The organism is Anaerobacillus sp. QJM3NY_17 (genome assembly GCF_056173665.1).
The window spans coordinates 3,382,390-3,403,809 of sequence record NZ_CM149685.1; the positions used below are offsets into that span (position 1 = coordinate 3,382,390).

At 40.1% G+C, this 21,420-nt stretch carries 25 protein-coding genes; 6 read left to right on the plus strand and 19 right to left on the minus strand.

The genetic code is table 11. The features are described from left to right. The first annotated feature begins 232 nt into the window (after positions 1–232). Together AC0VYV_RS17520 and AC0VYV_RS17525 are read left to right on the plus strand one after the other, a co-directional pair. On the plus strand, positions 233–1,240 hold the full coding sequence (locus tag AC0VYV_RS17520) for an NAD(P)/FAD-dependent oxidoreductase (protein ID WP_475374042.1): 1,008 nt from the start codon (positions 233–235) through the stop codon (positions 1,238–1,240). Between the two features lie 24 nt (positions 1,241–1,264). Continuing rightward, positions 1,265–1,393, plus strand: coding sequence for a hypothetical protein (locus AC0VYV_RS17525; RefSeq protein WP_276511800.1), 129 nt, complete (start codon positions 1,265–1,267; stop codon positions 1,391–1,393). 49 nt (positions 1,394–1,442) lie between these two features. On the opposite strand, the gene AC0VYV_RS17530 is transcribed toward AC0VYV_RS17525, so the two are convergent. Beyond that, positions 1,443–1,634: a hypothetical protein gene (locus AC0VYV_RS17530; RefSeq protein WP_430241755.1), complete on the minus strand. Its 192-nt coding sequence runs from the start codon at positions 1,632–1,634 to the stop codon at positions 1,443–1,445. Positions 1,635–1,825: 191 nt separating this feature from the next. Here AC0VYV_RS17530 and AC0VYV_RS17535 point away from each other — a divergent pair, with 191 nt between their 5' ends. After that, entirely contained in the window at positions 1,826–2,647 is an 822-nt protein-coding gene (locus tag AC0VYV_RS17535; protein ID WP_194219015.1) for an SDR family oxidoreductase, read from the plus strand. Between the two features lie 55 nt (positions 2,648–2,702). Here AC0VYV_RS17535 and AC0VYV_RS17540 read toward each other — a convergent pair whose 3' ends face one another. The 14 genes from AC0VYV_RS17540 to AC0VYV_RS17605 all read right to left on the minus strand — a co-directional run bounded on the left by AC0VYV_RS17540 (position 2,703) and on the right by AC0VYV_RS17605 (position 16,163). Continuing rightward, entirely contained in the window at positions 2,703–3,671 is a 969-nt protein-coding gene (locus AC0VYV_RS17540; RefSeq protein WP_475372838.1) for a sugar phosphate isomerase/epimerase family protein, read from the minus strand. 21 nt (positions 3,672–3,692) lie between these two features. Next, positions 3,693–4,733 carry a Gfo/Idh/MocA family protein gene (locus AC0VYV_RS17545; protein ID WP_430241761.1) on the minus strand — a complete coding sequence of 347 codons (1,041 nt, stop codon included), beginning with the start codon at positions 4,731–4,733 and terminating at the stop codon, positions 3,693–3,695. A 4-nt stretch (positions 4,734–4,737) separates the two neighbouring features. Further along, positions 4,738–5,766 carry a Gfo/Idh/MocA family protein gene (locus AC0VYV_RS17550; protein WP_475372840.1) on the minus strand — a complete coding sequence of 343 codons (1,029 nt, stop codon included), beginning with the start codon at positions 5,764–5,766 and terminating at the stop codon, positions 4,738–4,740. 24 nt (positions 5,767–5,790) lie between these two features. Continuing rightward, positions 5,791–6,510, minus strand: a complete 720-nt coding sequence (locus AC0VYV_RS17555) for a ThuA domain-containing protein (RefSeq protein WP_430241764.1) — start codon at positions 6,508–6,510, stop codon at positions 5,791–5,793. 22 nt (positions 6,511–6,532) lie between these two features. Continuing rightward, the gene (locus AC0VYV_RS17560) at positions 6,533–7,360 is read right to left on the minus strand and encodes a carbohydrate ABC transporter permease (RefSeq protein ID WP_098444829.1); all 828 of its coding nucleotides are present in this window, start codon (positions 7,358–7,360) and stop codon (positions 6,533–6,535) included. A 36-nt stretch (positions 7,361–7,396) separates the two neighbouring features. Continuing rightward, a complete protein-coding gene (locus AC0VYV_RS17565) occupies positions 7,397–8,743 on the minus strand; it encodes a carbohydrate ABC transporter permease (RefSeq protein WP_430241766.1) in 1,347 nt (448 codons plus the stop codon). Positions 8,744–8,893: 150 nt separating this feature from the next. Further along, positions 8,894–10,207, minus strand: a complete 1,314-nt coding sequence (locus AC0VYV_RS17570) for an ABC transporter substrate-binding protein (RefSeq protein ID WP_226615069.1) — start codon at positions 10,205–10,207, stop codon at positions 8,894–8,896. 90 nt (positions 10,208–10,297) lie between these two features. Next, positions 10,298–11,287 carry a LacI family DNA-binding transcriptional regulator gene (locus tag AC0VYV_RS17575; RefSeq protein WP_430241768.1) on the minus strand — a complete coding sequence of 330 codons (990 nt, stop codon included), beginning with the start codon at positions 11,285–11,287 and terminating at the stop codon, positions 10,298–10,300. A 129-nt stretch (positions 11,288–11,416) separates the two neighbouring features. Then, on the minus strand, positions 11,417–12,169 hold the full coding sequence (locus AC0VYV_RS17580) for a sugar phosphate isomerase/epimerase family protein (RefSeq protein WP_475372841.1): 753 nt from the start codon (positions 12,167–12,169) through the stop codon (positions 11,417–11,419). 367 nt (positions 12,170–12,536) lie between these two features. Further along, positions 12,537–12,893 carry a HesB/IscA family protein gene (locus AC0VYV_RS17585; RefSeq protein WP_283153732.1) on the minus strand — a complete coding sequence of 119 codons (357 nt, stop codon included), beginning with the start codon at positions 12,891–12,893 and terminating at the stop codon, positions 12,537–12,539. Positions 12,894–13,220: 327 nt separating this feature from the next. Beyond that, positions 13,221–14,081: a diaminopimelate epimerase gene (gene dapF / locus AC0VYV_RS17590; RefSeq protein WP_475374043.1), complete on the minus strand. Its 861-nt coding sequence runs from the start codon at positions 14,079–14,081 to the stop codon at positions 13,221–13,223. A gap of 21 nt (positions 14,082–14,102) precedes the next feature. After that, complete coding sequence (locus AC0VYV_RS17595) at positions 14,103–14,342, minus strand: hypothetical protein (protein WP_226615075.1); 240 nt, start codon at positions 14,340–14,342, stop codon at positions 14,103–14,105. 136 nt (positions 14,343–14,478) lie between these two features. Continuing rightward, positions 14,479–15,702, minus strand: coding sequence for a NupC/NupG family nucleoside CNT transporter (locus tag AC0VYV_RS17600; protein ID WP_404683161.1), 1,224 nt, complete (start codon positions 15,700–15,702; stop codon positions 14,479–14,481). A 236-nt stretch (positions 15,703–15,938) separates the two neighbouring features. Beyond that, positions 15,939–16,163: a DUF1450 domain-containing protein gene (locus tag AC0VYV_RS17605; protein WP_475365729.1), complete on the minus strand. Its 225-nt coding sequence runs from the start codon at positions 16,161–16,163 to the stop codon at positions 15,939–15,941. 217 nt (positions 16,164–16,380) lie between these two features. Here AC0VYV_RS17605 and AC0VYV_RS17610 point away from each other — a divergent pair, with 217 nt between their 5' ends. Next, complete coding sequence (locus AC0VYV_RS17610) at positions 16,381–17,445, plus strand: NAD(P)/FAD-dependent oxidoreductase (RefSeq protein ID WP_283153730.1); 1,065 nt, start codon at positions 16,381–16,383, stop codon at positions 17,443–17,445. Positions 17,446–17,526: 81 nt separating this feature from the next. Here the strand turns inward: AC0VYV_RS17610 and AC0VYV_RS17615 are convergent, their stop codons facing one another. After that, positions 17,527–17,835, minus strand: a complete 309-nt coding sequence (locus AC0VYV_RS17615) for a DUF1462 family protein (RefSeq protein ID WP_194218999.1) — start codon at positions 17,833–17,835, stop codon at positions 17,527–17,529. Positions 17,836–18,046: 211 nt separating this feature from the next. On the opposite strand from AC0VYV_RS17615, the gene AC0VYV_RS17620 reads away from it, so the two are divergent. Next, a complete protein-coding gene (locus AC0VYV_RS17620; RefSeq protein WP_194218998.1) occupies positions 18,047–18,271 on the plus strand; it encodes a NifU family protein in 225 nt (74 codons plus the stop codon). 44 nt (positions 18,272–18,315) lie between these two features. On the opposite strand, the gene AC0VYV_RS17625 is transcribed toward AC0VYV_RS17620, so the two are convergent. Beyond that, positions 18,316–19,317, minus strand: coding sequence for a protein kinase family protein (locus AC0VYV_RS17625; RefSeq protein ID WP_430241778.1), 1,002 nt, complete (start codon positions 19,315–19,317; stop codon positions 18,316–18,318). A gap of 167 nt (positions 19,318–19,484) precedes the next feature. On the opposite strand from AC0VYV_RS17625, the gene AC0VYV_RS17630 reads away from it, so the two are divergent. After that, a complete protein-coding gene (locus tag AC0VYV_RS17630; protein WP_194218996.1) occupies positions 19,485–19,982 on the plus strand; it encodes a phosphatidylglycerophosphatase A family protein in 498 nt (165 codons plus the stop codon). 31 nt (positions 19,983–20,013) lie between these two features. On the opposite strand, the gene AC0VYV_RS17635 is transcribed toward AC0VYV_RS17630, so the two are convergent. Both AC0VYV_RS17635 and AC0VYV_RS17640 read right to left on the minus strand, forming a co-directional pair. Then, positions 20,014–20,778 (minus strand): TIGR01457 family HAD-type hydrolase, encoded by a 765-nt coding sequence (locus AC0VYV_RS17635; protein WP_475374044.1) that lies wholly within the window; start codon positions 20,776–20,778, stop codon positions 20,014–20,016. A gap of 166 nt (positions 20,779–20,944) precedes the next feature. After that, on the minus strand, positions 20,945–21,391 hold the full coding sequence (locus AC0VYV_RS17640) for a DUF86 domain-containing protein (RefSeq protein WP_194219608.1): 447 nt from the start codon (positions 21,389–21,391) through the stop codon (positions 20,945–20,947). Between the last annotated feature and the right edge of the window lie 29 nt (positions 21,392–21,420).

The following is a 21,420-nucleotide window of genomic DNA, read 5'->3' on the forward strand; positions in this document are numbered from 1 at the left end:
GAGACATTGTTAAGTATTTCACGTTCTAGACCGTAAAAAATGGTGATCTAGCCCGCACTTTGTCATAAAATTTTCAAATCTGACGCTCCATTCTAATCATATTCTTTTTTTTTTCTTTTTCAACCTTTATAATGAAAGTTCTAGAGGTGTTTTCACCTTAGGGGTTTAGTTCCGTTTTTATTATGATTATAATAATGAAAGCACATTGAATAAATTATAGGGGGACTGACTTATGACTGACCAACATGAACTTTATGATATAACGATTATTGGTGGAGGTCCTGTTGGCTTATTTACCGCATTCTACGGTGGTATGCGCCAACTTAAAGTAAAGATTATTGAAAGTATGCCACAGCTTGGAGGGCAGCTCTCTGCACTCTATCCTGAAAAATACATTTATGACGTCGCTGGCTTTCCAAAAGTTCTCGCACAAGATCTTGTCGATAATCTTGTCGAACAGGCGAATCAATTTCAACCAGAGGTTGCTTTGGAGCAGTCTGTTGAAGAAGTAACAAAACAAGAAGACGGCACTCTTTACCTCCGTTCAAACACAGGAGAAGAGCATTATACGCGAGCGGTTATTATTACTGCTGGTGTTGGGGCCTTCCAACCTCGTCGCTTGAAAGTAGAAAGTGCTGATCTTTATGAAGGAAATAACCTTCACTATTTCGTAAATGATCTCACAGCATTTGCAGGACAAAAAGTTCTTATTGCTGGTGGAGGAGATTCCGCAGTAGATTGGGCTAATATGCTTGAGCCAATTGCTGAGGAAGTAACACTTATTCACCGTCGCGATAAGTTCAGAGCTCACGAACACAGCGTTGAACAGCTTATGAACTCTTCTGTAAACATTCAAACGCCGTATAACATTACTGAATTCATTGGTGACGGAGAACGCATTAACCAGGTTGTTCTCGAGCAAGTTAAAGGTGAAGAGAAAATAACGAAAGACGTGGATGCAGTTATTGTGAACTACGGCTTCATTTCTTCCCTTGGACCAATTAAAGAATGGGGCCTTGATATTGAAAAGAACTCCATTGTTGTTAATACCAAAATGGAAACAAACATTCCTGGTATTTATGCAGCTGGTGATGTTGCTACATATGACGGCAAAGTAAAGCTTATCGCCTCTGGATTTGGTGAAGCACCAACAGCTGTTAATAATGCAAAATCCTATATGGATCCTGATGCAAAGGTACAGCCGCTTCACAGCACTAGTCTTTTCGATAAAAAAAAGTAAGTTCAAGGAAAGTGAGGGGTACACATGGATGAGATTCTCTTTATCATCGTGATGATAGCAGGTCTTGGCTTCTCTCTTTATAAAAGTCTTAAAGATACGCCAAAACCGAACTGGAAAACCGTTAAACAAAACCTTTTCCATTCTTCTCACTAAGACGTTAAAAACCCCGTACACTTGTACGGGGTTTTTAATATGTATGTTTTCACCAACCAAGCCCTACTTTGGTTGCTAGAATTTCTTCACCTGAACCATTCAACGTAATTTCATAACGCCCTGAACGATTAGAGTATGTGAGCGTTTTTTCTTTAAATGCGACATTAGCTTGATAGCGCACTTCAAAATTCTCCACCTCTAAATCTCCAGATCCCTCTTCATGTATCTTTACAGTAAACAACAGAATCCCCTCCTTATACAGTCATTTTATCACCGTCAGAATTCTTGAGATATGACAAATAGTTTACACTAGTACCGTATTTTTCCATGAAAAATATTTTCTTAACAGCACATTCCTTGTGATTATTTTCTTCTTGAAGCGGGTAAACCCAAAATAGACTTAAAATAATCTGTTTACAGGAGGACTTATCAATGAGTAGATTACAAAATAAAACAGCGGTAATTACTGGAGCTGCAACTGGTATTGGACAAGCCACTGTTGAGCTTTTCGCAAAAGAAGGAGCTACGGTTTTATGTGCTGATGTTAATACAGAAGAGATGAGTAAAACAGCTGAGAAGCTAAATAACAACGGAGGTAATGTAAAAACTTTCCACGTTGATGTATCAAGTGAGGAAAGCGTAACGAGTTTTGCTAACCAAGTCAAAGAGGAATATGGCACGATTGATGTTCTCTTTAATAACGCAGGGGTTGACCAGGAAGGTGGAAAAGTCCACGAATACCCAGTCGAATTATTCGATCGTATTGTTTCAGTTGACTTGCGCGGTACATTTTTAACAAGCAAATACTTACTTCCACTCATGATGGATAATGGTGGATCGATTATTAATACGTCATCGATGTCAGGTCGAGCAGCTGATCTGGATCGTTCAGGCTACAACGCAGCAAAAGGTGGCATTACAAACTTTACAAAAGCCATGGCAATCGACTATGCAAGACAGGGAATACGAGTAAACTCTCTCTCTCCTGGTACGATTGAAACGCCACTTATTGATGAGCTTGCCGGTTCAAAAGAAGAAGAAATGGGTCAGAAATTTAGAGATGCGAATAAGTGGATTACACCACTTGGTAGACTTGGTCGCCCAGATGAAATGGCGAAGGTCGCTCTTTTCTTAGCATCTGACGATAGCTCTTATGTGACAGGTGAAGATATTACAGCTGATGGTGGGATTATGGCGTATACATGGCCTGGTAAGATGTTAATCGATGAACAATGGAAAAAGGAAACAGAGTAAGATAAAAAAGCAAAACCCCGATGCAACTGGCATCGGGGTTTCTTTATAAATAAACTTAAGCCCACCACATTTCAGTCGGCTGGTCAACAATTAAAACAGATTGAAGGTTCTTAACAGCCGTTTGGAAGCCTTCGTTAATAGACATAAGTGGATCTTCGTGTTCAATGCTTACAACATGGTCATAGCCATATGTACGAAGTGCGCTCATCATGTGAGACCATTCTTGATTACTATGTCCACAACCAACAGAACGGAACGTCCATGCTCGTGTCTTCACTTCTCCATAGGGCTGCATGTCTGTTAATCCATGCATGTTCACATTATCCTGATCGATATACGTGTCCTTCGCATGGAAATGATGAATCGCATTTTCTTTTCCAAGAATTTTAATGGCTGCGACAGGATCAATTCCTTGCCACCACATGTGACTTGGATCGAGGTTTGCACCGATTGCGTCACAAGTTAGCTCACGAAGCTTAAGCATCGTGTAAGGTGTATGGACAAGAAAACCACCATGAAGCTCAAGACCTATTTTCACATTATGATCCTTAGCAAATTGCCCCCACTCTTTCCAATAAGGAACTAGCTTCACTTCCCATTGCCACTTCAAAATATCTGAGTACTCCGCTGGCCATGGCGTTACTGGCCAATTTGGGTTTTTCGCGTCTTCGCTATCACCGGGCGTTCCTGAGAATGTATTCACTACTGGAACGTTCATTGCCGATGCTAATTTCACAGTCTTAACGAAAGTGTCGTGGCACTCCTCAGCAAATTTCTTATCAGGAGAAATCGGATTTCCGTGACAACTAAAAGCACTAATTTCGAGTCCTCTTGAATGAACTTTATCAAGATATTCCAAGCGCTTCTCTTCACTTTCGAGCAATTCATCCAGATTGCAATGAGCATTACCTGGATAACCTCCCGTTCCGATTTCCACCGCTTTAAGTCCAGATGCTTTCGCATGATCGAGCATCTCTTCGAATGACTTATCTGAGAATAGTACAGTAAATACACCTAGTTTCATAGGACCACTCCTCTTATGTTTTTAATCAAGTCGAATGCTTCTCCCAGTTGTACAGCTTTCATAAATTGCTTCAATTACTTGTGACACACGTCTCGCCTCTTCTGATTTTACGATCGGTTCCTCTAGTCCAAGACAGCTGTTCACAAAATTCGCAGCTTGAGGCAATCCTGGGTCCTCATCTCCTGGTACCCATTGACTGCTCGTATTTAAAAGCATGCCGTGCTGAGCTTTATTTAATTGAAATGGAAAAACATCGAGACCCCCATCACTACCGGAGATACTAACAGACTCTTTGTCCTCTGCAATGTTGGCTGACCAGGATGTTTCAAAGAGCATAGAAATATTATTATCAAAACGGATATATGCCGTGACATGATCATCCACATTAAACGTCTCGTGATCAAATGCTCCCCACTGGTTCACTTGTTCAGGCGTTTTGCTTAAACGATTGTATGTTGTTCCTGACACTTCAACAGGCTTCGCGTTGCCCATTAGCCACATACTTAAATCAAGAAAGTGGCATCCATAATCTATTAAGCTACCGCCGCCTTGAAGCTGTTTATTCGTAAACACGCCCCAGCCAGGAACCTTTCGGCGACGAAGGGCTTGAACTCTTGCAACCATTGGATCACCGATTTCATTCTCTTGAATAAGTTGACGTGCCGCACGCGGTTCCTTCATGAAGCGATAATGATAAGCGATGGATAAGATTTTGCCAGACTTTTTCTCTGCTGCAATCATCCGATCACATTCGGCAACTGTCATCGCCATTGGCTTTTCACAGAGAACATGAACACCTGCGAGTAGAGCTTGCTCAGCTAGATCCGCATGAAATTTATTCGGTGTGCAAATCGTAACGGCATCTACTTCATTTAGCATATCCTGTACATGCTCGTACACATTAGGAATATGACAAGAAAGCCCTACCTGCTGCGCTTTTTCATAATCGACATCATAAACACCAAACAACTCTACTTGTTCAGAGAGCTGCTGGTATGCTGGGATATGCCGGGACTGGGCGATGCCGCCAGACCCGATAATCCCCATACGTAATTTATTCACTTGATCACCTCAGGTTAACGATTTTCTTCGTTTCATTTGATTCTAGTGCTGCGAGAACCACTTGAAGAGAATTCATCCCTTCCATACCGCTTACAGGAACGTCTTTATCCGACACAATGCTATCTACGAACTTGTCGATAACCTGTGAACTCGATTGGCCGCCGCTATCATTTGTTTGAATACCACCAAGCTCATATTTCACCACTTCACCTGTCTGATACTGAACAACAAGCGAATTCACTGGATCGTCTTCAAGTCTAAGAATCGCTTTTTCGCCATAGATAATCGTTGAATTATCTTCACTCGCTGTATAAGCCCAGCTTGCAGCTAGCGTTCCAATAATACCGCTTTCAGATTTTAAAATACACACTGCATTATCATCAACTGTAGCAAACTCCTTCGCACTTGTTTCAACAAACGAGCCTACCTCTACGATCTCTTCATTTAATAAATAGCGGATAAGATCGGTCTTATGCACACCAAGATCTCCCATTGCTCCAATAAATGCTTTCTCTTTCTCGAAGAACCAGCTATCTTTCCCATCCACACTCCAACCTTCAGGTCCAGGATGTCCAAAAGCTGTTCTAAAGCTATACACTTTGCCAATTTCACCGCTTGCTAGAATGTCTCTCGCCTTTGCGTGGGAAGGAACGAAGCGTTGATTGTGAGCAATCATTAAGTTCTTCCCACTTGTGCGAGCTGCTTCAATCATTTCTTCAGCATCTGCACGTGATGTTGCCATTGGCTTTTCGCAAAGAACATGCTTTCCTGCTTTTAATGCAGCAATAGAAATCGGGGCATGAAGGTAGTTTGGCGTACAAACACTTACAGCATCAATCTCACTATTTTGCAGTAGCTCCTCATAGCTTTCATAGGACTTTGCTCCGTAAAGAACCGCTGTTTCATCTGCTCTTGTTTTCACAATATCGCACACAGCAGCAATTTTTATTTGTGTGTTTGCCGCGTATTCTGGTAAATGACGGTGTTTCGCAATACTCCCACATCCGATAACACCAATTTTTAATTCATTCATGGTTTCTCCTCCTCATTCAATCTCTTATTTAGACGCAATGGTTTCTAGCGGTTTTGCATTTCCATAGACTGGCTTTGGTATCGTCGTAGGTTTAGCCCAGGCTACAGCATTTTTCATAACCTGCTGGATCTCTTTATTGTAATAAGTTGGATATGTCTCATGACCAGGTCTGAAATAGAAAACCTTTCCTTGTCCTCTCTTATATGTACAACCGCTTCTGAAGACTTCTCCGCCTTCAAACCAGCTTACAAACACAAGTTCATCTGGTGCTGGGATATCAAAATGCTCACCATACATTTCTTCTCTCTCAAGCTCAATTTTCTCACCAAGTCCCTCCGCAATCGGATGGGTTGGATCGACAATCCACATTCTCTCTTTCTCATCCGCTTCACGCCATTTCAAATCACAGCCTGTCCCCATTAGCTTCTTGAAAATTTTAGAGAAGTGACCAGAATGAAGGACGATAAGCCCCATTCCATCAAGAACTCGTTGATGAACGCGATTCACAATTTCATCAGATACTTCTTCATGCGCGATATGTCCCCACCAGAGAAGAACGTCCGTGTTGTTCAGCACCTCTTCAGATAAGCCATGTTCAGGCTCGTCCAAAGTGGCCGTTTTCACTTCAAAATCCTCTTTTAGAAATTCAGCAATGGCACCGTGAATTCCGTTTGGATACACGCTTCTTACTTCTTCACTACTCTGTTCATGACGATTTTCATTCCATACGGTTACGTTTAGCATTAAAATCCACTCCTATTTTTATCTATTCTTTAACTGAACCTGATGTTAATCCTGACACGATTCTTCTTTGGAAAATCAAAACCATAATGACAAGAGGAACGGTTACAACAACGGTCGCTGCTGAAATTTCTCCCCAAGGGATCGTATACTGACCCTGAAACAGGGCAATTCCGACCGGGACCGTTTTAAACTTATCAGCCGTGTTAATCGTAAGGGCAAACAAGAATTCATTCCAGGCTGCAATAAATACGAGAATGGCTGTTGTAAAAATACCTGGTACAGCAAGTGGCATAATCACTTTCCAATACGTTTGCCATAGTGATGCTCCATCGATTTTCGCTGCTTCTTCAAGATCGAACGGAATTTTACGGAAGAACGTAACGAGAAGCCAGATCGATAATGGCAGCGTGATCGTTGTGTACGGGATGATTAAGCCAAGATAGCTATTTGTAAGACCTAAGTTTTTTAGAAAAATATAGATTGGTGAAATCGTCGCTACTTGTGGGAACATGGATACAGATAAGACAATCCCCAATATAATCGGTTTTCCTTTAAAATTCAGACGCGCGATGGAATAAGCAGCGAATGAAGCGACCAGTACGGTGTACACAGTCGTAATTGTCGCTACAACGGTACTGTTCCAAAGATAGCGAGGGAAAGGATAATCTACGAAAACGGATACATAGTTTTGTAGAGTTGGGTTATTCGTAAAAGGATTGAACGCTTTTTCACCAAAGAGCTCTGTTAGTGGTTTAATCGAACTTGCAAGCATCCATAAGAACGGAAACATGACAACAAAAACAAACACAACTAGGAAAACGTAAAACATCGGTCCCGCTTTCTTATTCATCTGGCTGTCCCTCCTTCTTCATGATAAAATACATTCTCATTTCTTTCCAGTTCCGTCGTTTATTAGTTCTGCACCGAGTAATTTAATAAAGATTCCAGAAATTATGGCAACACAGATGAATACAACTACTGAAATAGCTGAACCTTCACCAAAGTTTGTCTGAGTAAACATCAATGTATAAGCGAGCATCGAGATCGTTTCGGTTGAATTCGCTGGACCTCCGCCAGTTAATACATAAATTAAGTCAAACACTCGGAATGCATCTAGAGTACGGAATAAGAGAGCAACGAGAAGACTTGTTTTCAAAAGTGGTAATGTAATCGTTACAAACTGCTTCCACTTATTCGCTCCATCAATTGATGCGGCTTCATAGAGGGAAGATGGGATCGTTTGCAGTCCTGCTAGAAGAAGTAAAGCCATATATGGTGTCGTTTTCCACACATCAGCGAAGATAACAGAGAACATTGCACCTGTATCCGTAGTGAGAAGCATCGACATTCGATCGATCAATCCAACATCTTCAAAGAGCTTCGCTACAATACCGTTTTGACCATCATAAAGGAACTTCCACATGAGGGCTGCTACCGCTGTTGGAATCGCCCACGGAATTAGGATACTTGCACGAATTAATCCTCGCCCTAAGAAAGCTTTGTTAATAAGGAGAGCAATCGCTAGACCAAGTATGAGCTCAGCTAGAACAGAAATAAATGTAAATACACTCGTGTTCCAAAGAGACTTCCACATCCGCTGATCAGTTAAATTTTCTTTGTAATGCTCAAGTCCAATGAAGTTCGGTTCAACAACAATTTCAGTTAGTGCGGATGATAAACCAACAATCTTATCGCCTTTTTCCAAACTTCCATTTTCATTGATCGACATTAAATCATTATTGATTGTTTTAACGGAAGACGTAAAATCCTCTGCTACGCTTTCATCAATTTCAACGTACTTCATATCGTCAGGAATATTTTCAAACTTGTCTAGCTTTTCATTAATCACGTCATAATTTTCTGCTGCTTGCGGGTTTTCTTTAATACTGGCATCGAGATTTTCTAATGTTGTTTTCATCTCGGTCAGCTCTTCACTTGAATTTCCATTATCAATTTCAGAATTAATTGCCCCGACTAGGAAGGGATAGTTTTGCAAATAGCGGTCCAGGTCAATTTGATAATCGAGATGGACTTCTGATTTAGTTGGTTCATTGAGACGAAGGTCGAAAAGACTAAAATAAAATGACTGGAAAACTGGCCAAATAGAAATTGCTAGAATTAGAATCAGTGCTGGGGCAAGAAGTAAATAACCGACAACCGCATCGTTTTTTTTCTTCTTTTTGGGCTGTTTCTCCACTTTAATAGGCTCTTTTGGATCGATATCTGTCTGCATACCAACGCTCCTCTCTTTAGGAAAAAGTGTCTTGTTGCTCACTCAGTTAAGATCGCAACTAAACACCGCTTTTTGATACTATGAAATTTCTTTCAAAGAATATGTAGGAAAGACATTAGCCTTCGTATTGAAGGCTAATGACCTTCTCTATTATTTTTCTAGCTTTTCATTCATTTCTTTTTCCATTGCAGCCGCTGCTTCTTCAGGAGTTTCTTCTCCTGCGATCGCTTTAGAAATGTGAATTTGAATGATTTCAGAGATTTCAGGGTAGTTTGGTGCTACCGGACGTGAAACCGCTGCTTCAAGAGCTGTTTGGAATCCTTCTTCTCCAAAGAATGGGTTCGCTTCGATAATTTCTTCATCTTCGAACAGAGCAGGAATTGTTGGAGCGTGTGAACCTTTAATTGCATCAATTTTTTGTCCTTCTTTACCAGTCATAAACTTCAAGAACTCCCATGCTTCTTGAGGATGTTCAGAGAAATTATTGATGGCTGCCATCCAACCGCCAAGGGCTGAAGCAGAACCAGCGTCACCTTCAGGAAGTGGAGCTACTTCTACGTTTCCAACAATCTTAGACTGTTCTTCATCATTCGCAAGTGCGAATTGATATGGCCAGTTACGGATAAATGGAGATTGACCTTCAATAAATGCAGTATGAGATTCTACTTCAGTAAACGTATTGATGTTACCTGGAACGAAATCAGAGTTTGCGATTTCAACCATTTTTGAAATACCTTTGATCGCTTCAGGGCTATTGATAACAACTTCTCCATTCTCATCAATAAACGCACCGCCGTAAGAACCGACAAATTCAACTGCGTTTGTTACAAGACCTTCATATTGCTTCGCTTGCATGAGGTAACCAAACTTCGTACCGTCTTCACCTTTTAGCTCAGAAGCTTGAGTCATCAAGTCATCCCACGTTTTTGGAGCTTCAGATACTAAGTCAGAGCGATAGAAAAGCATACCAGTATCAATAAATTTAGGCATCGCCCACTGCTTTCCGTTAAATGTTGCTGCCGTAACTGGTCCCTGGTTGTAATCGTCCATGTTAATACCGTCTTTTTCAATAAAACGGTCTAATGGAAGCACATATCCTGCTTGAGCGAATTCAGCTGGCCAGATTACATCGATATCGAATACATCAATTTCTGATGATTCAGCGTTCAACATTGTGACATAAGCATCGTGCTGTGCTCCTGTGTCGGTCGGCATCTCGCGGAATTCGATTTCGATATTCGGGTTTTGCTTCATAAATTCCTCAACCATTACATCGGTTGCACCTGTTGCATCTTTACCACGCGCATAAACGAGTGTTACTTTCTCTTCGTCACCTGAACTTGCATTTTCATCACCAGAACTGTTGTTATTACTTGAAGAATTGTTTGAAGAACTACATGCCGATAGAACTAGGATAAGAGCCAAAACGATAAAAAGTAGTTTACTATTCTTCATAATTCGCATAATACTAAATCCCCCTTAGATTTGGTTGAAATCGATTTCAAAATTGTAATCGATTTCAATAAACAAGTTAACGCTTACATTTATCGCAAGTTATGTAGAGTTACGAATAACAAGCGATAGTGGTAATTCTTTAACACTTTGAGTTGTACGCTCACACTGCCCTTTTAAACAATCAATAAAAATAGACATAGCTTGTCCGCCAATTTCTGCACCGGGTTGATAAATGGTTGTTAGCTCTGGTTCAATTAAGCTGGCAATTGGCTGATCGTCAAATCCGAGTATCGCTATATCTTTCGGAACATCTAATCCATTTCGCTTTGCTTCCTTCACCATTGCAGCTGCCACTTCATCTCCTCCGGTAAAGATAGCCGTTGGTCGTTCAGTTAATTCAAGAATTTTGTTAAACGTTCTTACGCCGTCTTCCATTGTGTATGTATCTTGGAAGATCCATTCTGGCTTTATTTCTAGGCCAGCTTCTTCAATCGCTTGAAAGACTCCTTTACGGCGATCATTAGACAACCCGCTTGTTGAGCCCATACAATAAGCAATCCGCTTATGTCCTCGCTCAATTAAATGCTTTGTTCCTAAATAACTCCCCTGAACTTGATTCAATCGAACCATTGGTACCGTCGCATCGTGATGATATTCATTACAAAGTATAATCGGTCCATGTGCCGTGTAGGACTGAATTTCTTCCCAATTATTTTCAATCGAAGTGAAAATAACACCATCAACTTGCTTCGTCTGTAACAAATTCAAGTATTCGAGTTCCTTCTTTTTACTAGATTTCGTCTGACAAATGATCAATTGAAATCCATTCGCTTCAGCCACGCTTTCAATTCCATTAAGAACCAGTGTAAAAAACGGATTCGTTAATCTTGGAATTAACACAGCTACTAGATTTGTTCTTCGATTTCGCAAGTTTCTAGCTGATGTATTAGGAAAGTAACCTAGTTCCCTCATTGCCTTATGAACTAATTCACGCTTGTCTTTAGTTACGTGTGGATAATCATTGATGACACGTGACACAGTCGCTCGTGATAGACCTGTATAGTGTGCGACATCAGCAATTGTTGCCATGTTTCATCCTCCTCAGAAAGTACAAAAGAACCTCCCTTCGTTTGTAACCGATTTCATGAAATCGATTACAAACAGCATAACGTAAGTTCACAGAATCTTCAACATTATTTTTTGAATATTTTAACCATTTTATTTTTTTAGCTGTATTTCTCTTAAATATTTATAACTCTGAGTCACACTTTCAATCGGATCAACATCACATTCATCCTGCTCAACAACCCACCATTTTACGCCGCATGCCTGCCCCTGCTCCACTACTTCCTGAATCGCAATGTTACCAGTGCCAAGAATAGCCGTTGCTTCTCTCTCATCATCCAAGCGGTCCTTTAAATGAATGATTGGTGTTCTACCTGAGAACTTTTGCATCCACTCAACTGGATCATGACCAACCTGGTTAAGCCAATAAATATCAAATTCAGCCTGAATGGAAGAATGCGCCTCTAAAATTCCGAACAGCTCACTACCTTCAATACTTCGACCAAGTTCAAAATCATGATGGTGATATCCTAATTCCATTTGATGCTCAGTACAAATTTCCGCTGCATTCTTCATGATCTTAGCTACCTTTAAAAAGTCCTCATGACTTCTTCTTTCAGGTGGAAGCCACGGGCAAATAATTCGGCTGTTTCCAAGTACTTTTTGTTCCTCTATAACAGTTTCCAAATCGTTTTCAATCCGCTCAATCGGGATATGATGTCCAATGACGCTTAACCCAAGTTCATCTAATTTGTTTTTTACTTCTGATGGTTCATATCCATGCAATCCTGCAAGTTCAACACCTTCGTAGCCTATGGCCTCTACTCTTATTAACGTTTCGAAGAAATCCTTGTCACATTCGTTTCTCAACGTGTAAAGTTGTAACCCAACTCCAATTTCAATCATGTGTGACACTCCTTTTCATAATTAGAATAGACATTCCATTCTTCCTGGCAAAGTCGATCAATTTGTAAATTTACAAATTGATCGTTTGAATGTTAACTCTCATAGAAGATAAATTTTCTTCACCATCACTGTGTTCGATGGAACGACTAAAATCCCTTTTTTTAGACATAAAAAAAGAAATTTTTCATTATTGAATCTGGATTAAGGTTACATTTAAAAAGCTCATAAATTGTTCAGAGAGCTTAAGGCAAAACCTATAATGGAAAGAGAGTAATAAAAAAACTCCCCCACACGTTCAATAAACAATTGAACGTTGGAGAAGCTTTAAGATACGGGTCATGACTCACCCTATCCGATATTTAATTTCTTAACAATTCTCCGGCGTACCAGCGTTGGTCGCTGTTTTAAACGAAGAACCACAGCCGCATGATGCGATCGCGTTCGGATTATCGATGGTGAATCCGCCGCCCATCATGTTTTGTTTATAATCAATATTCACACCGTTTAAAACGGGTGCGCTTTCGTTATCCATAATAATCGTTACGCCATGCTGAGCGTCGAGAGCTTGATCATCTTCCTTCATTTCTGTATCAAAGCCCATGCCGTAGCTTAAACCAGTACAGCCGCCACCTTTAACACCTACGCGTAAATAAAGATTGTCGCCTTCTTCTTGCTTCATCATTTCTTTTACCTGTGCTGCTGCAGCTTCAGATAAATGGATCATTTAAATCCCTCCAATCACCGTAATGCTACTATTAGTATATCGTGCTATAGAACTAAGCTCAACAATTGAACACTATCAAACAGAAATACTCACTTCGCTAGCCTAATGATTGTATTTCAACTGTAATATCAGATTATGCTTCTTATCAAGTTTTTGACCATATGCCAATAGTTCCGGGTAATTCAAGCCAAGTACTATATCGGCTTGAGTCATTTTTGCGCATAGAATTTCACGCCGTATCTTTTCACAGGCGGAGTCTTGAATGATCCTTCTATTCATAACCACTTATTATTCTATAACAATATCCTATCATTTACAAATATCCAGTTATTTCCCTGTATAATAAATTCCAGTTGATATCGTCACTGCTGGACCAGTCATCCAGATGTGATCATCTTCATCCCACGTAATTTCCAGATCGCCGCCTGCGAGATGAACTGTCACCTCTGTACCCTTTAATGTTTTGTTATTTAATACGCCTGCTACTACTGCTGCACATGCGCCTGTTCCACAAGCTTGAGTAATACCAGAGCCTCTCTCCCATACCCGAAAATGGTATTCACTGCTAGAGACTACTTCAACAAATTCAACATTAATACTTTCTGGGAATAGCTGATGATCTGTAAAATAAGGTCCTGCTGTTGTGAGAGGAGCCTTTTCTATATTATCGACAAACATCACCATGTGAGGATTCCCCATCGATACTCCCGTCATTTGAAGTGGTTCTTCTTCAAAAAACACCGTTTCATCAATCACTTCGTCTTCTGAATTTCCGTTCATCGGAAGACTACCTCTTGTCCACTCCGGTCTCCCCATATCAATCGTAACAGTCTCCACACGATCATCCGCTAAATGAACTTCTGCCTGTACAAGTCCTGCTAGCGTTTCAATGGCAAATTTCGTTGAAGAAACCAGCTGGTTTTCATATGCATACTTAGCTACGCAGCGGAGGCCATTGCCACAGTTTTTCCCTTCAGAACCATCTTTATTAAAAATTCTCATCTTCACTTCTGCTTGATCGGATGGGCAAATCAAGATCATTCCATCCGATCCTATACCCGTGTAAACATCCGATACTTCTCTTGCGTATTGAGGAAGGTTCTTTTCTTCTAACTTTTGCTCAAATAAGTTGATGTAAATGTAATTGTTACCAAGACCATGCATTTTTGTATATGTTATCTCTTGCAATGCTTTCACTCTTTCTATATTTTAATGGCTCTTTCGAACAGCTTCTGTCGTCCAGAAATAATCACTATCAATTTTCTCAATCATGAGCTTGCCGTTACAGCAAGGCATCACGAGTCTTGTTTTGATTTCTTCACAACCTTGTTGGTAATCTCGTTCTGTCATAGGCGTTAAAACATTCTCACTATGACAAAATGGACAATGCGGAACATAGACGTCCCCCATCATACGATCATATGGCAATGTATGTTCAAAGCTACTCACGAGTGATCCCCCCTGTCTATTATTTAGACAAGTATACCGTAAAACAGGCAAAAAACAACACCGCTTCGCCTTCCGTTTTCAATACAACCAATCAAAACGATATAAAAAAAAGCCTCTATAAAAGAGGCTTTCAAAATTAGAAAATTAGCATACCTGCGATTGCAGCATTTAAAAGGTTTGCAAGCGTACCTGCAAGGATTGCGCGCATTCCAAGCTTTGCAATTTCAGGACGACGTTTAGGCGCTAGACCTCCAAGGCCTCCAAGTAGAATAGCAAGAGAAGAGAAGTTCGCAAATCCACAAAGAGCAAAACTGATAATCGCAACTGATTTGTCAGTTAGGTTCCCAGCACTAATTTCTGGACCGAAAGAAGAGAAAGCTACAAATTCATTAAGAATTAACTTCTGTCCAATGTAGTTACCTGCTTGAACAGCATCTTGCCACGGAACACCAATAACAAAGGCAAGTGGTGAGAAGATATACCCAAGAATTTGCTGAATCGTTATGCTTCCTGCGCCAAACCATCCACCTACTGCTCCAAGTAAACCGTTTAGCAGGGCAATCAATGCGATAAACGCAAGAAGCATCGCTCCAACGTTTAAAGCAAGTTTCAGACCGTCTGATGCACCATGTGCAGCAGCGTCAATCACGTTTACGTGATCTTCGTTTCTTTCCATCTTAATTTCTTTCGCTGTTTCTGGTGTTTCAGTCTCTGGCATGATGAGCTTAGCCATTAACAATCCACCTGGTGCTGCCATGAAACTTGCCGCTAGTAAATACTCAAGCGGTACACCTAATAAAGAATAACCAATTAGGACCGAACCAGCTACCGAAGCAAGTCCTCCTGTCATAACTGCAAAAAGTTCTGATTTCGTCATTTTATCTAAATAAGGTTTGATGACAAGTGGCGCTTCTGTTTGACCAACAAAGATATTTGCAGTAGCTGAGAGTGACTCCGCTTTACTTGTTCCAAGCGCCCATGAAATTGCTCCACCAAGAATACGGATAACCCACTGCATAATTCCAAGGTAATAGAGCACAGAAATAAGAGAAGAGAAGAAAATAATGATCGTTAGTACTTGAAATGCAAAGATCATTCCAATGTCTTCATTTCCAATTAAGCCACCGAAAAGGAAGCCAATTCCTTCATTTGCATATCCAATAATATCCTGAACGAATAGTGATAGTTGTTTTAAAGCAGCTTTACCCGCTTCCCATTTTAATACTACAAATGCAAATGCAACCTGAATGGCAAGTGCACCCAGTACCGTACGTAGGTTAATCGCTTTGCGATTTGTAGAAAAGATTAGTGCGATGGCAAATAACACAGCCATACCACCGAATCCCCATAAAATTTGCATATTTTACACCCCTTGTTAATTATTGAACCCGTTTATAAGCATAGCCTACCCCATTACCAGATTTTAAATAGAAATATTATAGCAATTAGCTAAATACAGCGCTTACAAACAGTGTTTTGTTATCTGAATATTCGACATTTTTCGCGTGTACGCGGAAAATAAAAAGTCCGTTCTCTCTCTATTAGACTTCAATGGACCTTTGTCATTATAACACAGAAACTGAGCAATGAAAGCCCTTAATTTTCATCGATTAATTTTCGCATTATTTTCTCTATTAAAGCTTCAGATGTATCCGCATTTACTAAACGTCCATCTACGATAGCAAAAGACTCAGAGTAGCAGTTCCCACAATAACCAAGACAGCCGTAGTCAATTAATTCAATATCGTGGATCTTCTCCAGGGCCTCCCATACGAGCTTATTCTCTCTCAAGTTTCCCGCACAAAATTCGATTGTCTTCACAGTAAAGCCACTCCTCAGTTAAGCATTTAAGAAATGTTATTGTACATAAGTCACAGTTTCGCTATACTTTTAACTGTCATAACATAATGAATCGTATAACTATATTATAGCGCGTGTCGCTTCCTTTTTTCTTCCTAATTCATCATTTCTTCTTCATCTTTTCTACTTATTATAGGGAGACAGCGTTATGCAATTTTATTAAAGGGGACCTCTTATCATGAAAAGGCTAGTGCTATTAGGCGGCGGATACGGTGGTATGCGTATCCTACAGAAATTATTTGCATCTGATCTACCAGAAGACCTCACAATTACGCTTGTTGACCGCAACCCTTATCACAGTATGAAAACCGAATATTATGCCCTTGCCGCTGGAACAGCAAGTGATCATCACATACGTGTTCAATTCCCAGTTCATAAGAAGCTAGAAATCAAATACGGCGAAATCACTAGTATAAATCTAGATTCAAATGTCATTCACCTAAATGACGATGATGACCTTGCATATGACACGCTCGTCATTGGACTAGGATGCGAAGATAAGTATCATAACGTACCAGGTGCAGATGTTCATACTCTAAGCATTCAAACGATTGATTCATCTCGAAGAACGTATGAAGTATTGAACAACCTCGGCGCTAAATCTGTCGTTGGTATTGTCGGTGCAGGACTTAGTGGAGTGGAGCTAGCAAGTGAACTTCATGAAAGTAGGCCAGATCTTCAAATTAAGCTATTTGATCGAGGACACACTATTCTTTCTGCCTTCCCAGAACGACTTGGAAAATACGTTCAATCCTGGTTTGAGGAGCGTAATGTAGAAGTTGTTAGTGAATCAAATATTACAAAGGTCGAACCCAATACGCTCTTTAATCATGGAGAGCCTGTCCACTGTGATTCAATTGTATGGACAGCTGGCATCCAGCCTAACAAAATCGTAAGAGATCTTGACGTTGAAAAAGATGCCCAGAAGCGTATTGTATTAAATGACTATCATTCTGTTCCAAGTCATGAGAATGTTTTTGTTGTAGGAGACTGTGCAAGCTTGCCACATGCACCAAGTGCTCAGCTTGCTGAGGAACAAGCAGAACAAATTGCTCTCGTATTGCAGAAGCAATGGAAAAAAGAAACGCCACCTGCGCTTCCACCAATTAAAATCAAAGGAACGCTTGGCTCACTCGGAAGCAAGCATGGCTTTGGTGTCATGGCGAATCGTCCACTTACTGGCCGAGTTCCTCGTCTACTCAAGTCAGGTATATTATGGATGTATAAGAATCATAACGGTTAATAAGGTTGACCTTTATAAGAAGTAAATATACTTTTTCGTAAGATAAAACCCGTGAACAAATTTGTTCACGGGTTTTATCATTTAAGCCGTTGCAGAACGGTCTTCTAGAACAGCATATAAGTCTTTTAATTTAGGGTTACCTTCTGACACAATTTCATTTCGGACGACAACAACTGGATAGAACAGATCTTCATCAATCACTTTTGAAGCAAAAGCCGCCTCATAACCGGAGAGTTTACTATGAATGTCAATATATCGAACGACTATTTGGCGATCAGGATACTTGCGGTCGAGGGCCGCTTTAAGCCATTCAGCCGTTTCTTCTGAAGAAGGCAAGTTTACACAGCTTGCACAGCGCTCACCTGCTCCATAGACGAGTACTTCTTCCATGGTGAAAACGTCCTTTCTATTCAATCAATTTACCTTCATTGTACCCTATTCCTATCATGTAGAAAAGAAGCATTCGCCTTTTTCATGTTCCAATCTTGAATATGGATTCATACCATGATAAAGTTAGGATGAGAATTATAATCATTCTACATTAGCACATAGATTTTTAACTTAATCATTAGTATAATGGAAGTATGAAGGGAGTCGATGAATGATGCAAGAGCAAGTACAAGATGTATTGAATAAACTACGTCCATTCCTTCTGCGTGACGGTGGAGACGTAGAGCTTGTAGACATCGAAGAAGGCGTAGTTAAAGTACGTTTAATGGGAGCATGCGGCAGTTGCCCTAGTTCCACTATCACACTTAAAGCAGGTATTGAACGCGCACTTCTTGAAGAAGTTCCTGGCGTAACTGAACTCGAGCAAGTATTTTAAACCAAACACATCCACCCCCTCTGTCATGGAGGGGGTTTTTATTTTTAACTTAACCAATCTACTCTTCTCATTTGCTTGCCATATTCACCCATCAATTCCTGAAACAACAAACGGTACATTTCCTCCCTTTCTCCTTCTCTTCTCACAAGTTGCTTTAAATTCACAAAACTTTTTTCTTTCTCCTTTAAATTGCCATCACTATAGTAATGCTCCACTGTCTCTACATATGGAAGAGGGAATAACAAACGAGCATACAGTAGATTCCAGTCCATTTGAGTTAACGTACGCCTCTCATGATAATTCCACATAAATTGCCTGATGCCTTCAAAATTCCCCTCGCCCTCAACTAGCTCATATCTAATCCACTCAGCAAGATCTCTCGCTGGATGGTCAAGGATGAGATCATTCGGAAATAGCCCTTCAGATGTACGGTGATAATTGGCTGTATACCGATTAAACGCAAGAGTTCTAATCTGAAATGGATTCATTCCCATGTCAATACCACAGTCCACAATGTACTGAATCGCATTCTCTGATAAGCCAGAATAATAGGGGAATGTTTCTATAAACCATTCATCAAATTCTCTGAGAGGCTGAGTCTGATTCTTCAATTCCTCACGAAAAGATTCAAGTTGGTCTATCCTGTACTGCCACCGCATCTGCCAAGGTTGAATTTCTGGTAATTCACTATAAGCTGCTAGGAGATTACCTGCTTTCCTATGAAATAGCGCTAGCCGACTCCCATCATTGTGATGAATGCGAATATTTCGATCATACGGTTTTTGATAAAGAACATACGCCTCATTCTGAATTGTCTCTATATACTTCCCTCTTCTTGAAGAAATCGGTAACATTGTAGGTTCATTCTGTTGATTAAGAAAGTTTGCAACCATTACATACCAGGGAAATTCACTTTCTTGTTCACTTAATGCACGTCTTAAAATAAATTCAGATTGATCAGATGTACGAAGCAAATATCCACTATTTTTAACATTATGTTGATCTATAACGATTCCATATTGATGAAAAACCTCTCGTTCAAGCATATTGACCCTCCGGCAATTCGTCTTAATACCGTACTATATGCCCCGCGCGCCCAATCGGTGTAAAGTAGTCACAGAAGTTTAGTGTCATATTTCTTCCTGACTTACCATATACTAATATAATCAATAACATCCAATACCAATTTACTATAAAGTTAGGTGGGACAAGAATGGGCCAAGAACCTATGGACCTTGTAGAACAAGCAGCGAGAAGTAAATTAAAAGAACGTGGTGTCGAGATCAAAGATATCGCAGACCTTGTTTTCTATCTCCAAGAAAAATATCACCCTAACCTTGAAATGGAAACTTGCATACAAAATGTAGAACGTGTACTTTCAAAAAGAGAAGTGCAAAATGCAGTGCTCACGGGAATTCAGCTTGACGAACTTACGGAAAGAAAACTGCTAGATCAGCCTCTACAAGATATATTAATGAAAGATGAAGGTCTATATGGCGTAGACGAAATCATCGCTCTTTCAATTGTAAATGTATATGGATCGATTGGCCTTACGAACTATGGTTTTATCGATAAACAAAAGCCTGGCATTCTCGAAAAGTTAAATGATAAATCCAGTGGTGCATGCCATACCTACCTCGACGATATTGTTGGAGCTATTGCGGCAGCTGCATCTAGTCGACTTGCCCATAGAGCTCAAAAAACAGAATAACGGCAAATATAAAAACGCCCAATGGGCGTTTTTATATTTGCCATTCATCTAGCGTAAGAGCTGTGTACTCTGGTTGCTTTTCGACTGATAACAAGTGTTCTTTCGTTGTTACACCTGTATGAACAAGCAATGTATCCAAACCGGCATTGATGCCTGCAAGAATATCGGTGCGATAATTGTCCCCAACCATCAACGTCTCTTCTTTCGGTGTTCCAAGTTGAGCAAGAGCTTGTTCCATAATAATAGGTTCAGGCTTCCCAATAAAAATAGGGTCTACTTCCGTTGAAACAGTCACGACTGCCGTCAATGAACCATTACCGGGTAACAATCCTCGTTCAGTTGGAATCGCAATATCTCCGTTTGTCGATATAAAAGTAGCTCCGTTTCGAACGGCAATGCACGCCTTCGCAAATTTTTCGTATGTGATTGAACGGTCAATCCCAACGACAACATAGTCTGGATTGTCGTCTTGAATCATTAAACCTTCATCCGTTAAGGCATCGCGAATGCCTTCTTCTCCAATCACATAAACCGAAGCATCTTGCTTCTTATTAGAGATATAACTTGCTGTTGCCATGCTGGTTGTAAACACGTGATCTGGCGTACATGGTACACCAAACGCCTCAAGCTTATCAGAAACTTGTTCTTTCCGTTTTGATGAATTGTTCGTCACAAATAAATAGGGAATATTTGCTTCCTTTAAACGCTTCACGAACTCGACTGCTTCGTGAATTCTTTCAGTGCCCCGATACATCGTACCATCTAGATCAATTAAATAGCCTTTATAGTTTTTCATGTACTTATTATCCTCCTTCTACTTATCCAATCCATAAGAAAACCGCTTTCATTAATGAAAGCGGTTCATATATTCGGGTTTTTGAATAAAAAATGTCAGCTGATCGTTTCTTACTCTTTTCATCAAAAACACCTTACTTTCTTTACAATGTGTGTTTACCTTAACATCAATCTTCATTATCTGGAAGAAAAGCTGAAACAGCCCCTAATTCTTGATTTAAGTATGTTCTTATATCAGTAGGAAACTGCTCTAGTGCACTGAGGTTTTTCCGAAGATTTTGCTCCAATGCTTCATGATCAAGCATAACATATTGCTGCATTAGTGGTTTTCTCATGCCCACGACTTCTTTTAACATAATAGTATTTTCAGTTGATATTACTTTTTCATCAGCTAGGATTTCAATAATATCTTCATAGCTCCCGGGATCTCGCATAATGAATCCATCAATGATGCTGTTCCCTACGTCAATCATGCTCTCAATGACAACGTGATGAATTCGCTCTAATCCGAGAAAATGAAGTTCTGTTTGAAAAGAACTTTCCTTCATGAGAACAATCATTTTATCGAAATAAACCAGCTGTTCTTCTATTTTCTTACGATCCACAAAATACATACTCATGCACCTGCCTCTAACACTTATGA

What these genes read in the sequence shown, in the direction of transcription:
- AC0VYV_RS17540 (WP_475372838.1), bottom strand. Translation starts at nt 3,671, where the DNA reads ATGAAACTAGGTGTATTTACTGTACTATTCTCAGATAAGTCATTCGAA.
- AC0VYV_RS17635 (WP_475374044.1), bottom strand. Translation starts at nt 20,778, where the DNA reads ATGAAAAACTATAAAGGCTATTTAATTGATCTAGATGGTACGATGTAT.
- AC0VYV_RS17520 (WP_475374042.1), top strand. Translation starts at nt 233, where the DNA reads ATGACTGACCAACATGAACTTTATGATATAACGATTATTGGTGGAGGT.
- AC0VYV_RS17600 (WP_404683161.1), bottom strand. Translation starts at nt 15,702, where the DNA reads ATGCAAATTTTATGGGGATTCGGTGGTATGGCTGTGTTATTTGCCATC.
- AC0VYV_RS17630 (WP_194218996.1), top strand. Translation starts at nt 19,485, where the DNA reads ATGGGCCAAGAACCTATGGACCTTGTAGAACAAGCAGCGAGAAGTAAA.
- AC0VYV_RS17585 (WP_283153732.1), bottom strand. Translation starts at nt 12,893, where the DNA reads ATGATCCATTTATCTGAAGCTGCAGCAGCACAGGTAAAAGAAATGATG.
- AC0VYV_RS17565 (WP_430241766.1), bottom strand. Translation starts at nt 8,743, where the DNA reads ATGCAGACAGATATCGATCCAAAAGAGCCTATTAAAGTGGAGAAACAG.
- AC0VYV_RS17625 (WP_430241778.1), bottom strand. Translation starts at nt 19,317, where the DNA reads ATGCTTGAACGAGAGGTTTTTCATCAATATGGAATCGTTATAGATCAA.
- AC0VYV_RS17550 (WP_475372840.1), bottom strand. Translation starts at nt 5,766, where the DNA reads ATGAATGAATTAAAAATTGGTGTTATCGGATGTGGGAGTATTGCGAAA.
- AC0VYV_RS17615 (WP_194218999.1), bottom strand. Translation starts at nt 17,835, where the DNA reads ATGGAAGAAGTACTCGTCTATGGAGCAGGTGAGCGCTGTGCAAGCTGT.
- AC0VYV_RS17640 (WP_194219608.1), bottom strand. Translation starts at nt 21,391, where the DNA reads ATGTATTTTGTGGATCGTAAGAAAATAGAAGAACAGCTGGTTTATTTC.
- AC0VYV_RS17560 (WP_098444829.1), bottom strand. Translation starts at nt 7,360, where the DNA reads ATGAATAAGAAAGCGGGACCGATGTTTTACGTTTTCCTAGTTGTGTTT.
- AC0VYV_RS17575 (WP_430241768.1), bottom strand. Translation starts at nt 11,287, where the DNA reads ATGGCAACAATTGCTGATGTCGCACACTATACAGGTCTATCACGAGCG.
- AC0VYV_RS17555 (WP_430241764.1), bottom strand. Translation starts at nt 6,510, where the DNA reads ATGCTAAACGTAACCGTATGGAATGAAAATCGTCATGAACAGAGTAGT.
- AC0VYV_RS17580 (WP_475372841.1), bottom strand. Translation starts at nt 12,169, where the DNA reads ATGATTGAAATTGGAGTTGGGTTACAACTTTACACGTTGAGAAACGAA.
- AC0VYV_RS17570 (WP_226615069.1), bottom strand. Translation starts at nt 10,207, where the DNA reads ATGCGAATTATGAAGAATAGTAAACTACTTTTTATCGTTTTGGCTCTT.
- AC0VYV_RS17525 (WP_276511800.1), top strand. Translation starts at nt 1,265, where the DNA reads ATGGATGAGATTCTCTTTATCATCGTGATGATAGCAGGTCTTGGCTTC.
- AC0VYV_RS17620 (WP_194218998.1), top strand. Translation starts at nt 18,047, where the DNA reads ATGATGCAAGAGCAAGTACAAGATGTATTGAATAAACTACGTCCATTC.
- AC0VYV_RS17535 (WP_194219015.1), top strand. Translation starts at nt 1,826, where the DNA reads ATGAGTAGATTACAAAATAAAACAGCGGTAATTACTGGAGCTGCAACT.
- AC0VYV_RS17610 (WP_283153730.1), top strand. Translation starts at nt 16,381, where the DNA reads ATGAAAAGGCTAGTGCTATTAGGCGGCGGATACGGTGGTATGCGTATC.